This is a genomic window from Arcobacter sp. L (assembly GCF_000284235.1).
GTDB classification, from domain to species: Bacteria; Campylobacterota; Campylobacteria; order Campylobacterales; family Arcobacteraceae; genus Aliarcobacter; species Aliarcobacter defluvii.
This window is the reverse complement of record NC_017192.1, coordinates 585,464-598,342: the sequence shown is the minus strand read 5'-3', so window position 1 is coordinate 598,342 and position 12,879 is coordinate 585,464. Positions and strand designations below refer to the sequence as shown.

Annotated in this window: 10 protein-coding genes; all 10 read right to left on the bottom strand. The window is 26.4% G+C overall.

Going from position 1 to position 12,879, the window contains the following annotated elements; all coding sequences use genetic code 11:
- Positions 1 to 219: 219 nt before the first annotated feature.
- A complete protein-coding gene (locus ABLL_RS03045) occupies positions 220 to 2,787 on the bottom strand; it encodes a HAMP domain-containing sensor histidine kinase (RefSeq protein WP_014473314.1) in 2,568 nt (855 codons plus the stop codon).
- On the bottom strand, positions 2,768 to 4,597 hold the full coding sequence (locus ABLL_RS03040) for an HD domain-containing phosphohydrolase (RefSeq protein WP_014473313.1): 1,830 nt from the start codon (positions 4,595 to 4,597) through the stop codon (positions 2,768 to 2,770). The genes ABLL_RS03045 and ABLL_RS03040 overlap by 20 nt, the downstream gene beginning before the upstream one ends.
- Positions 4,598 to 4,724: 127 nt before the next feature.
- Positions 4,725 to 6,734 (bottom strand): ATP-dependent zinc metalloprotease FtsH, encoded by a 2,010-nt coding sequence (gene ftsH, locus ABLL_RS03035; protein ID WP_014473312.1) that lies wholly within the window; start codon positions 6,732 to 6,734, stop codon positions 4,725 to 4,727.
- Positions 6,735 to 6,737: 3 nt separating this feature from the next.
- Positions 6,738 to 7,556 carry a 50S ribosomal protein L11 methyltransferase gene (locus ABLL_RS03030; RefSeq protein ID WP_014473311.1) on the bottom strand — a complete coding sequence of 273 codons (819 nt, stop codon included), beginning with the start codon at positions 7,554 to 7,556 and terminating at the stop codon, positions 6,738 to 6,740.
- Between the two features lie 93 nt (positions 7,557 to 7,649).
- Positions 7,650 to 8,582 (bottom strand): tRNA-dihydrouridine synthase, encoded by a 933-nt coding sequence (locus ABLL_RS03025; RefSeq protein WP_041654643.1) that lies wholly within the window; start codon positions 8,580 to 8,582, stop codon positions 7,650 to 7,652.
- Positions 8,582 to 9,595 (bottom strand): hypothetical protein, encoded by a 1,014-nt coding sequence (locus ABLL_RS03020; protein WP_014473309.1) that lies wholly within the window; start codon positions 9,593 to 9,595, stop codon positions 8,582 to 8,584. Before ABLL_RS03020 ends, ABLL_RS03025 begins: the two co-directional genes overlap by 1 nt.
- A 59-nt stretch (positions 9,596 to 9,654) precedes the next feature.
- Positions 9,655 to 10,113 (bottom strand): 23S rRNA (pseudouridine(1915)-N(3))-methyltransferase RlmH, encoded by a 459-nt coding sequence (locus ABLL_RS03015; RefSeq protein ID WP_014473308.1) that lies wholly within the window; start codon positions 10,111 to 10,113, stop codon positions 9,655 to 9,657.
- Positions 10,106 to 10,714, bottom strand: coding sequence for a thiamine phosphate synthase (locus ABLL_RS03010; protein ID WP_014473307.1), 609 nt, complete (start codon positions 10,712 to 10,714; stop codon positions 10,106 to 10,108). The genes ABLL_RS03015 and ABLL_RS03010 overlap by 8 nt, the downstream gene beginning before the upstream one ends.
- A 3-nt stretch (positions 10,715 to 10,717) precedes the next feature.
- The gene (gene accD / locus ABLL_RS03005) at positions 10,718 to 11,584 is read right to left on the bottom strand and encodes an acetyl-CoA carboxylase, carboxyltransferase subunit beta (protein WP_014473306.1); all 867 of its coding nucleotides are present in this window, start codon (positions 11,582 to 11,584) and stop codon (positions 10,718 to 10,720) included.
- A gap of 12 nt (positions 11,585 to 11,596) precedes the next feature.
- Entirely contained in the window at positions 11,597 to 12,811 is a 1,215-nt protein-coding gene (gene metK / locus ABLL_RS03000) for a methionine adenosyltransferase (RefSeq protein WP_014473305.1), read from the bottom strand.
- Positions 12,812 to 12,879 lie beyond the last annotated feature (68 nt).

The following is a 12,879-nucleotide window of genomic DNA, read 5'->3' as shown; positions in this document are numbered from 1 at the left end:
ATTATAATTATAAAAGTTTATAATTTTAGAGAGAAAAAGAGAGAAGCAGAAGAGAGTTAACACTTTTAATGAAATGGTTTTTATAAAAATCAAATATTTTCATATATCTCTCCTTTTTGTTTTTTGATTTTTTAGTATATTTAATAAATCTTTTTTTGTCAATAGTTTTTTTCTTTTTAGGATAAAAATTAAAAAATTTTAATCCTAAAAATCTTATATTTATACTGGCAATTTTATAGTAAAATTAGCACCATTTTCTTCATTTGAAACTTCTATTTTACCATTCATATTATTTTCTATAATAATTTTTGACATATATAATCCTATTCCTGTTCCTTTTCCCTCTTCTTTTGTTGTAAAATATGGTTCAAAAATTTTATTAATAATATCTACATCTATTCCTTTTGCATTATCTCTTATTGAAATAAAAATATTATTATTTTCCATTTTTGTTTGAACAATAACTTCGGGATTTTCAATATTTCTTTCAAGTAAAGCATCTTTTGCATTTGTTAAAATATTTAATATAACTTGAGAAAATTCATTAGGGAAACCATTAAATTCTAATTCATTTGAAGAAAATTCTTTTTTTAATTTTATATTATGATGTTCAAAAGTTGATTCAACCAATTCAATAGCTTTATTTACATTTTCATTTATTCCAAATTTCTCTTTTGCTTTATTTGGTTTAAAAAATTTCCTAAAATCATCAATTGTTTTTGACATATTTTGCGTAAGAACATTTGCTTTATTTATTGATTTATTCATCATTTTTTCATCTAATTCACCTATATCATAAGAAAATTTCAAATTTTGTAAAACTAATCCTAATGCATTTAAAGGTTGTCTCCATTGATGAGCAATATTTCCTATCATTTCTCCCATTGCAGCAAGTCTTGTTTGCTGAATTAAAAGTTGCTCTTGTTCTTTTTGTTTTGATGTTTCAACTATTATTTTTTCTTCTAAAGTATTATTTAATATTTTTTCTTCTTTTATTAATTGCTCAATTTTTTCTGCCATTTCATTAAACGAATTTTCTAATTGACCAATTTCATCTTTTGAAGTTACTTTTATTCTATAATCCAATTCATTATTTGCAAATTTTTCTGTTCCAATTAGTATATGTTCTATTTTTCTACTTAAATAACTTGACATTAATAAAGCTATTACAATAATTAAAATTATCATTGCAAAAGTAATAATTGTCAATTCATTTATCAAAGCATCTATAAATGTTTTAATTTCACTCTGATTCTCACTCATTATTTCAGACATTGAATTTGTTTGATTATTTAATATTTTTAGGACATCTTCTCTTGTTTTATTAGCAGCTGAATGAAAATCATCAACACTTGCTCCAATTGCAACAAAACCAAATCCTCTTTTTGTATTACCATATTTTCCAGTGTAATAAGGAATCGTTGCAGCCGTTGTAAGTTTCCAAACATTACTCCAATTTATAATAAAAGAACCATAACCTCCATTTTGGGTTAATTGCATCCAACCTTCACATTGAGGAGCAAAATTTAAATATCTACAATCCAATCCAACATTTCCATCTTCTTTTAACTGTTTTAGATTTGGTTTTTTATTCAAGCTTTGTTCTTCAAATTTTGGATAATCTTTTAAAAATTCATTAATATCTTTATTTGAACTATAAAATTTTTGTGCAACATCTGCACTTAACCATGGCATTACTTTTTCACCACTATTTTTATCATATCCAAAAATCGAATAATCCCTTGGATGAGCAATACTTTTTCCTTCATAATCCCAAATAAAAGCATAATTACCTAAACTTGCATCTGCAATATTTTGTTTTAGATTTATACTTGTAGGATTTACTGTATCTGTAAATTCTTGAATATGTCTATGATCTAACGCTACAGAAATATAACCTATTTTTTCATTATTTTTAAATACTGGTGTAATAAATCGAATAATTCCTTCAAATCTTTTTCCTAAAGGATTTTCAATTCCTGCATATCCATATTTTTGTGGTTCAAACTCAATTCCAGCTTTTTTTGCTTTTTCTTTTGTAAAAGTTCCTATTATTTTACTTCCTACATATTCACCAATAACATCTGAAACATAAATTTCATTTTTATTTAATTTTGAAATTTCATCAAAATATTTTTCTGCTTTTACATAAGTATTTTTACTATCTGAAACATTTAATTTTTCTGGATTTATTGAAGAAATTTTATATTTTTCGTTTCCATTTAAATCAAAAAAACTTATCTCTTTGTAAATTGGTATATTTTTTGTTTTAAACTCTATTGGATTAATATAATTAAACTCTTTTTCATTCTCTTTTAAATTTGCAGTTTTTTGTTCTCTTTCAATTTTTTTTAACTCTTCTTTTGTTTTATAAGTATTCGTTTCATCATCATAAAAGTATTCATCATGAACAATTATATTTTTTGTTTTTGCTTCATAAAAATTTTCTAAAACTTTCTGATTTAAATCTACTCTTGATAAAAATAATAAATCTTTATCTCTTTCATATAAAAATTCTGCAATATTATTTGCAATTTCATAAGAGATTTTTTCTAAAGAATCTTGAGATTTTTTATCTAAATTTTTTATACTATCTTCAATTGATGCATTTGCAGTATTTATAATAATTTCTTTACTTTGATTAAATAAAAAAGTTGTACTTTTATTTAAATAAGTATCTAGTTTGATAACACCCATATAAGCTATGTAAGCTATAAATATTAAAGGAAGAATTTTTATTACAATAAAAATTATGATTAATTTAATTCTAATACTCAGATTTTTCATCTACTTCCTTATATTTATCTTTTATTTCTAAAAACTCATTTAAATTTTCTATGAAAACATCAACTAAATTAGGATCAAAATGTTTTCCTTTTTCTTCTTTTAAAAGTTCTAAAATTTTTTCAATATCCCAAGCTTTTTTATAAACTCTTTCACTACTTAAAGCATCAAAAACATCTACTATTGCTGTAATTCTTCCAAAGATATGTATTTCTTCTCCTTTTAATCCTAAAGGATAACCACTACCATCCCATTTTTCATGATGTGTATAAGAAACTATTCCTGCTGCTTTTAGTATTTCTCTTTTCGAATTTCTCAATATATCATAACCAATTTGAGCATGATTTTTCATGATTTCCCATTCTTCTGGAGTTAATTTACCTGGTTTATTTAAAATGGAATCAGGGATACCAATTTTTCCTATATCGTGCATTGGAGAAGCTATAAAAAGTCTATTTGTATCTTCATAATTTAAATTTATTTTTTGAGCTAAAAGTTTTGAATATTCTGCAACTCTTTTAACATGATTACCTGTTTCACTACTTCTTGTTTCACCAATTTCACCAAGCTTATAAATAATTTCTCTTTGTGTATCTTCTAATTCATCATGTAAATTTTCTATTTCAGTTATATCATGTATTATTTCCATATATTCATTAACTTTGCCATCACTGTTTTTTAATGGAAATAAAGTTACATCAAAATGAAATATTTTTTCATTTTTCCCATAAATTGATATTTTCCCTTTCCAAATTTCTCCACAAAACATATTATTGATTTTTTCTTCTTGTTCTTTTTCATCTAAACCAAAATGTCTTAATGAGGAATAAGATTTTCCCAATAATTCATCTTTTTTATAATCCGTACAATCATAAAATGCTTTATTTGCATAAACAATATTCTTATTTAAATCTATTCTTAGAATAATATTACTTTCATCTATTGCTTCTTTATAAGCATTAACTACTCTTATTGACTCATTTAAATCAAGAGTGTTTTTTTGAGTTAAAAGTTCAAAATAATTTTTTGATATTTCTAAATCTGTTATATCATTTGCCAATGAAATAAATTCTAATATATTGCCATCTAAATCTAAAATTGGTTTAATAATTAAATCTAAGAAATATTCTTTTCCTTCTTTTGAGATGTTTTTTATATGTCCATGCCACGATTTTTTTTCAATTTTAATTCTTTTAAATATATCTTTTAATATTTTGTTATTAATTAATGGATTAATTATATAATGCGATTCACCTAAAAGTTCTTCTTTTTTATAACCAGATATTATTTCAAATGGTTCATTTACATATGTTATTGTTCCATCTATTGTCATTTTTGAGATAATTGCTCTTTCATCAACTATATCTTTATATTGTTTTAAAGTATTATATATTTCTTTATTCTCTTTATCTAGAAAAATATTTTTTGATATTGTAAATAAAGTTTCACTAAGTGCATATAAATTAAGAGGTTTTGTTAAGTATCCAGTAACATTTAATTTTATTGCTTCAAATAAATAATCTGTATCATTAAAAGCAGTAATAATAACAATAGGTAAATTTGGATTGATTTCTTTTAGTGATTTAATCATTTTTATACCATTCATTACAGGCATTTGGATATCAGTTACGATTAAATCTGGTTTATGCTTATTATATAATTCTAAACCTTCTTGTCCATTTTTTGCAACAATTAGTTTATATACTTTTTTTTCTAAAAAGTATTCCAATTCTTCTCTTGTACTATCATCATCTTCAACATATAAAACTGTTGTCTTTTTTAAATAAAAAAAATAATCTTGATTTTTATTCATACTTAACCTTTATGAATCATTATATAAATCAATTATACAACAATTATAACTAAACACAAGAAAAAATAATTTTGATAAAAGAGGGAAAAGAAGTCAGATAAAAATTTATCTGACTTCCTATAAGAATTTATAACTCAGTAGTTTCTGTTTTTGTAGTTTCATCTTCAAGAGTAATTGCCTCACTATGCAAATCTTCATCTTCGAAAACTTTTCCACCATTTTCTTTGATAATTTCTCTTACTCTTTCACCTGTAATTACTTCGATATCAAGTAATTCTGCTGTCATTTGTTCAATTGCTGCACTATTTTCTTTTAGAGCATTTAAAACAATTTCATATCTTTCATTTAACAATGTTTTTACGTGATTATCAAGTTCTTTTGCCATAGCATCTGAATAATCTTTTTGAGTTTGTCCACCTAAAAATTGATTTGTTCTTTTTTCTAAAACCATTAATCCAGCAATATCACTCATACCATAAATAGTAGCCATTGATTTAATAATTCCTGTTGCTCTTTCTAAATCATTTCCTGCACCAGTACTAATTTCTCCAATAAATACTTGTTCTGCTGCACGTCCACCTAAAAGAACATCAACTTCAGCTAACAATTCATGTTTTTGCATCAAGTATTTATTTTCTTCTGGAGTATTTAAAGTATATCCAAGTGCAGCAAGTCCTCTTGGAACAATTGATACTTTATTTACTTTATTTGCACCTTTTGTAATTTCAGCAATTAGTGCGTGTCCAGATTCATGATAAGCAACTATTTTTCTCTCTTTTGGAGAAATTCTTCTTGATTTTTTCTCAAGTCCAGCAATTTGTCTCTCTACCGCTTCTTTAAAATCACTTGGTTCAACTTCATCTTTATTAGCTCGCCCTGCAAGTAATGCTGCTTCATTAATGATATTTGCTAAATCAGCTCCAGCAAGTCCTGCTGTCATTTTTGCAATTTCTTTTAAATCTACATTTTTCCCTAATTTTACATCTTTAATATGTACTTTTAAGATTTCAATTCTTCCTTCATAATCAGGTTTATCAACTAAAACTTGTCTGTCAAATCTTCCTGGTCTTAAAAGTGCAGGATCTAAAACTTCAGGTCTATTTGTTGCTGCTAATACAATAACAGGAGCATGTTCTGTTGAGAATCCATCCATTTCAGCTAAAAGCTGATTTAATGTTTGTTCTCTTTCATCATTTCCTCCCATTGGTCCACCACTTGCTCTACTTTTACCAATTGCATCAATTTCATCAATAAAAATAATTGCAGGTGCTACTTTTTTTGCTTGTTCAAATAAATCTCTAACTCTTGAAGCTCCAACCCCAACAAACATCTCTATAAAAGCTGAACCAGAAACTGATAAAAATTCAACATCAGCTTCACCAGCAACTGCTTTTGCTAAAAGTGTTTTCCCTGTACCAGGAGGTCCTACTAGTAAAACACCTTTTGGGATTTGAGCACCAAGTCTTACATATCTATCTGGAGATTTTAAAAAGTCAACAACTTCTTGAACCTCTTCTTTAGCCTCTTTATTTCCAGCCATATCGTCAAATTTAACATTTGGTTTTTCAGAATTAATCATTTTTTTAGATGAACCAATTCCAAGAATTCCTCCTGAACCACCACCCATTGATTTTTGCATTCGTTTAGCAATAAACATCCAAATGGCAAAGAAAATAAATATTGGTAGTACCCATCCAAATAAAATATCAGCTAAAATATTCTCTTCATTAATACCACCATACCCAATACCATTTTGCTCTAAAGTTGTAATCAATGTTTCATCAGGTATTACTCTTCTTGCAGTATATGTTACTACTTGTCCACCATCATTTTTTGAAACTGCTCTAATTTGAGTATTTCCAATTCCTACATACTCTATTTTTCCTGAACTAATTAATTTCTTTAAATCAGAATATGCGATAGTTTTATTTGTTGTTTGTCCAAATGCTTGAATATTTGAATTTGTCCCACTAGATATTTGATCTTCTGGAAAAATTGTTTTAAATGCAAATATTGTAACAATTGAAAAAATTACAAATATCAATAATGGATTATTATTAAAAAAATTGTTATTATTCCCATTATTAGCGTTGTTATTGTTATTATTATTGCTATTATTTTGTTGTTTTTTAGCCATAATTTAAGACTCCTTACTATTTTTAAATACAACGGTAACCCATTCATTTTTATGAATAAGTTTTAGTTCTTCTAAATCTTTAAATTTACTTAATACTCTATTTATATGTTTATCTAATATACCTGAAATTATTAATAATCCATCATTATTCAAACATTTTTTCAAATCACTTGCTATCATTACTAAAACATCTGCAACTATATTTGCAATAACTACATCGTATTTTTTTGTTGTTTTATTTGTTGAGCCAATCCAAGCATCATTAAAGCTAACGTTATTTAAATCAAAATTTGATTTCGTGTCATTAATACAAACTTCATCTGTATCACAAATATCAACTATACAATTCTTTTTAGCTGCTGCAATTGCAAGAATACCACTTCCTGTTCCTACATCTAAAACAGTTTGTTTTTCTTTTACAAATTCATCAATTGCTTCAATACAAGAAGAAGTTGTTTCATGGTGTCCTGAACCAAAAGATAGAGCTGGATCTATAATAATATCAATTTTATTCTCTTTTTTTTCTTCCCATGATGGTCTTATAAAAAAGTTTCCAATTTCTACAGATTTAACTGATTTTTGATATTCTCTTATCCAATCTATATTCTCTTTTTTTTCATATGAAATATTACAGTTAATATTTAAAGCTTTTGAGAATTTTTCTATCCCAAACTTCAAGTCTTCAAGTTCATCTTCACTTCGTACAATTAAGCTACCTTCACTTTCTTCAATTGCATCTGCTGTTAATGATTCTAATAAATCTAAAAAAAGTTCATAATGATTATCTGGTTTGAAAGCTAATTCAAAATAGTATTTAGACAAATATTTCCTTTATTAAAAAATTGTTTATAATTTCTTTACTTATAAAAAGTGCAATATTCTATCTAAATAACTTTTGAATCTAATTAAAAAAGTTTAAAAAAAGTTTTCGATTAAATCTCTCATAACATCTACATCTGAGATTTTATTCACAATATCTCTAAATTCATTGGCTCCTGTATAACCTTTTGAATATGAGTGTAATAATTTTCGAAACATAATAGCACCGTGAGGTCCATGAAATTTTAGCATTGCATCATAATGTTCTAAAATTATCTCTTTTTTCTTTTCATTTGAAATATCTTCTATTCCATGTTTTAATTGATAAAATACCCATGGTTTTCCAATTGCACCTCGACCTATCATTACACCATTTGCATTAGTATATGCTAAAACTTCTTTTGCTTTATCATAATCTTTAATATCACCATTTGCAATAACAGGTATTGAAATAGCTTCTTTCATTTGTTTAATTGCATCATAATCAACTGGTGCTTTATATTTTCCAGCTCTGGTTCTTCCATGAACTGATACAAAATCAACTCCACAAGCTTCAACTGCTTTTCCTATATCAACTGGAATTTTTTCATTTACACCAAGTCTTACTTTTGCACTTGTATATTGTTTTTTAGAATATTTTTTTACTGTAGATAAAATCTCTTCAAGTTTTTTTAAATCACCTAAAAGATTTGAACCTGAACCATGATTAAAAACTTTTGGAGCAGGACATCCACAATTTAAATCAATTCCATCAATTCCTTCAACATCATTCAATATTTGAACTGCATCACGAACTAATTCAACACTATTACCAGCAATTTGAACAAAATAAGGATCTTCTGTAGGAGATTTTTCTATCATTTTAAGTGTTCTTGCACTTTTATAAACTAAAGCATTTGATGAAATCATTTCTGATATTGTTAAATCTGCACCAAATTTTTTTACAACTGACCTAAAAGGTAAATCTGTATAACCTGCTAATGGTGCCAATACCATTAGCGGTCTGCTAAAATCAATTTTATTATTCATTATTTGTAAGATATCGTTTCTAAATTATAGTATTTTCCAGATTCTTTTAAATCTAAAAGAGCTTTAAATGCTGTATATTCTGTGTCAGGAGTTAAAGATACTATCTCTTTTACTCTATCAATCATCTCGTATTCACATAATACATGTAAATATGCCGTTGTTGCCTCTTCAACTTCAGTTGAAAGTTTTTCAAAAATTGAAATTATTTGATCAGGTTTTAATATTTTTTCATAATTTTTTGCTAAAGCAAGATAATCATCTTTATTAAAATCTAAATCTTTAACTATTGCTAAAATCTCTTCAGCAGTAAATCCAAATTCATTATTTGCTGCATCTTTTTCAAAAAGTTTAAATGCTAACTCTTTATCAAGTTTAATATTTTTATAAAGTTTTTTAATTGTTGTCATAGTTTTTTCTTCTAGTACATTTTCAAAAGCTTGTCTAATGATATTTGAAGAATAATTTTCTGGTTTTTTTAGTACATCCACTGCAAAATCAATTTGCTCATTAACTTTATTTAACATATTTAAATTTGCTAATTTTGATGTTTCATTTATTTTAAAAGATTTTTCACTCACAAATTTCCCATCATTTATATCTTGAATATTTCCAACTATTTTGTTTAACTCTTCATTTGAAGAAGTGAATCTTTCATCTGTTACTACAATTTTCAATTGTGATAAAATTGAAGATAAATTTTTAAAATCTTTTGTTCTAAACTTTAAAACATTAGTTTTTTCAAGTAATCCTGATTTAATAAACTCTATCATAGTTTCATGATCTTTAATTACTGCTTTTTGTTTAAAATAGTTAATTAACCCATAAAAAATAATATGTAAGTAAGTAACTAATGCTAAAACAACTACTGGAAATACTATCCACACTGATGCAGGTAAATTCAAAGAATATCCAAGTAGTGAAATTTCATATTCACCTAATTCTAAGCTATATGCATATCCAAATACCGCAATAATAAAAATTATTGAAGAGATGATATATTTTTTAAGACCCATCTTCTTTCCTTTTTAAAAACTTTCTTTTACTATTTTCATTATACAAAAATGTTTATAAATTACTTATGATATGGATGATTATTTTGAATACTTAAGCTTCTAAATATCTGCTCTGTTAGTACAACATTAGCAACTTTATGAGCCATTGTTAAATCACTTAGTGAAATTACTTTATCACATTTTTGTAAAAATTCCCTTTGAAATCCATATGCTCCACCAATAAAAAAATTAACTTCATTTTTATTTTCAATAAGATTAGAAAAAGCATATGTATCAACTTTTTTACCTAAAACGTCAAGTGCTATATTAAACCCTTTTAATAAAGGTTCATAAGTTTCAGAATATGAAAGTTGTGCCTCTTTTTCACCTATTGTTTGGGCTTTTGCTATGTTTTTATTAAATATATAATGAACTTCAACTTTTGCGTATTTTGAAGACATTTTTACAAATTCTTGTATTATAGAATCAAAATCATCTTTTGATGGTTTTAATATTGAATATATATTTATTTTACTCATAATAAAAGCCACTTCCTATTACATTAAATCTAATATTTGGGATTTTATCATTTATTTGAACTCCACCAATAGCACAAACTGGATGTTTAGATATTTTTGCTAAATAAGAAATCTTATCTCCTAAAATTGTACTAACATCTTTTGTTGTTGTATTTTTATATGCTCCAAGACCAATCATATCTAAAGGAAGTTCATTTGCCTCTAAAATTTCTATTTCATTATGGGTTGAAAGTCCTAGTAATTTATCTTTTATTTTTGCTCTAACTAATTTTATTGCAATTTTTTTATCTCTATGAATTGCTAGAAAATCTTCTTGTCCTAGATGTAAACCATCTGCATATTTTATTAATTCAATTTTATCATTTATAATTATTGGAATATTTAATTTTGATTTTAAATATAAAAGATTTGTTTTTTGTTCTTCTAAAGATGAGATTTTATCTCTATATTGAACTAACTTAACATCTTTTTTTTTACATAAATCAATAAATTTATCTAAAGTGATATTTTTTTTAAGTAATGTTTCATAATCACATAAAACATATAAGTAATTAAAGGCTTTAAGTTCAAAACCTAAAGCCTTTTCTAAATTTGAAATCATTTATTAACTAATTTTTTCTTTTTGAAACATACCTAATAAATCTGCTAAAGTTTGTTTCATTTTTGATCTATTTACAACCATATCAATAGAGCCTTTTTCAAGTAAAAATTCAGCTCTTTGGAAACCTGCAGGTAAATCAGCTCCAATTGTTTGTTTAATAACTCTTTGTCCTGCAAATCCAATTAAAGCACCTGGTTCTGCCATAATAATATCTCCTAAAAAGGCAAAAGAAGCAGATACTCCACCCATTGTTGGATCTGTTAAAACTGATATATATGGAAGTTTTGCATGATCTAATTTTTTAAGTGCAGCAGAAGTTTTTGCCATTTGCATTAATGCAAAAGTTGACTCTTGCATTCTAGCACCTCCTGAAGCAGAGATGATAATTAAACCTTGTTTCTTTTCTATTGCTCTATTAACAGCACGTACAATTTTTTCACCTTCAACTGAACCTAAACTTCCACCCATAAAAGCAAAATCAAAAACTACAAGTTGTACAGGAATAGAATTAATTGTACACTCACCACTAACAACAGATGATGTTCTTCCAGTATTTTTAAAAGCCTCTTCTACTCTTTTTTTATAAGATGTTTTATCAACAAATTTTAAAGGATCATTTGGCTTTAGATTTGCATCATATTCAACAAAACTATCTTTATCTGTTAAAATTTCAATTCTTCTTTTTGCTCCAATTCTCATATGAAAATTACACTTTGGGCAAATATTATCTTGATTTTCTACCTCTTTAAAAAACATTAATGCATTACATTCTGGACATTTAACCCAATGACTTGGTGCATCTTTTTTTGTTGGTTGTTCTTTTGATTTACTGTCAAAAGATATTTTGCTAAATAAGTTTCTTAAATCCATAATAATCCTTTATTATTTTTGAATATTCTCAAATCTATCTAATTCATCCAATTTTTCCCATGGATAATCACTTTGACCTACTTGTCCCCTTGCAGCAACATCTGCATAAAGAAAAGTTTTTTCACTTGGTTTATCTAATGCAAATTTTTCTGTAATCCATCTTGGTGTCAATGGGAAAGTATCCATTACAAATTGTGATAACGTATCATCATCAAATTTTGTGTAAGTTCCCATTGTATCAACTGCAACTGAAGTAGGACGTGCAACTCCAATAGCATAAGATATTTGAACTATTGCTTTTTTTGCAAGTCCAGAAGCAACAATATGTTTAGCTATCCAACGTGCAGCGTAAAGTCCACTTCTATCAACCTTTGTATAATCTTTTGAACTTTGAGCTCCACCACCAATTGGTGCATATCCACCAAATGAATCAACAATTAATTTTCTTCCTGTTAATCCACTATCATGTAAAGAAGAGTGATTTACATATCTTCCTGTTGGATTAATATGAATAATTGTTGAATTTTTATCATACATATTTGTTGGAAGTCCAGCATCATCTATCAGACCTTGAATTAAACTTCTAACTTCTTCAATTGGCATTCCTTCAACAGAAGGTGCACTTACAACTATTGTATGAATTTTTTGAGGTTTACAATTTTCAAAATTAGCTTTTGTACCATAATCAACTGTAACTTGTGTTTTAATATCAACTCCAAGTTTTTGATTATGATGTAAAGCATAATTATAAACTTTATCACATAAAATTCTTGCATAAGTAATAGCTGCAGGCATATAATCAGCTGTTTCACTTGAAGCAAAGCCAAACATAATTCCTTGATCACCTGCTCCAATTTCTCCAGTTGTTTGATCAACTCCTTGAGAGATATCTGGACTTTGTTGATTTAATAAAACTTGTACTTTTACATCATCTGGATGTAAGCATTGTTCTTTTGAAAATGCAGATTTTCCATCGTATCCAATTTTTGCTAAGGCATCTTTTACAATTTTTTCATAATCTTTATCTGATAATGTTGCTTTTGATTTTACTTCACCACCAATTACAACATGTTTTCCTGCCACAAAAACTTCAGATGCTACTCGACTATCTTTATCTTCTATAATTAATCTATCAACTATTGAGTCTGCAATAATATCTGCACATTTATCTGGGTGTCCAGGACTTACTACTTCACTTGTAAATAAGTATTGAGTTTGTTTTTTCATTTTTGTTTTCCATCCTTTGTTTTCCACAAGAATAATCTTGAGTTGTTTTCCATCTTTTGTTTTCCATT

Coding starts and splice junctions, on each gene's coding strand:
- ABLL_RS03020 (WP_014473309.1), bottom strand. CDS start 9,595: ATGGGTCTTAAAAAATATATCATCTCTTCAATAATTTTTATTATTGCG.
- ABLL_RS03040 (WP_014473313.1), bottom strand. CDS start 4,597: ATGAATAAAAATCAAGATTATTTTTTTTATTTAAAAAAGACAACAGTT.
- ABLL_RS03015 (WP_014473308.1), bottom strand. CDS start 10,113: ATGAGTAAAATAAATATATATTCAATATTAAAACCATCAAAAGATGAT.
- ABLL_RS03025 (WP_041654643.1), bottom strand. CDS start 8,582: ATGAATAATAAAATTGATTTTAGCAGACCGCTAATGGTATTGGCACCA.
- ABLL_RS03045 (WP_014473314.1), bottom strand. CDS start 2,787: ATGAAAAATCTGAGTATTAGAATTAAATTAATCATAATTTTTATTGTA.
- ABLL_RS03010 (WP_014473307.1), bottom strand. CDS start 10,714: ATGATTTCAAATTTAGAAAAGGCTTTAGGTTTTGAACTTAAAGCCTTT.
- ftsH (WP_014473312.1), bottom strand. CDS start 6,734: ATGGCTAAAAAACAACAAAATAATAGCAATAATAATAACAATAACAAC.
- metK (WP_014473305.1), bottom strand. CDS start 12,811: ATGAAAAAACAAACTCAATACTTATTTACAAGTGAAGTAGTAAGTCCT.
- accD (WP_014473306.1), bottom strand. CDS start 11,584: ATGGATTTAAGAAACTTATTTAGCAAAATATCTTTTGACAGTAAATCA.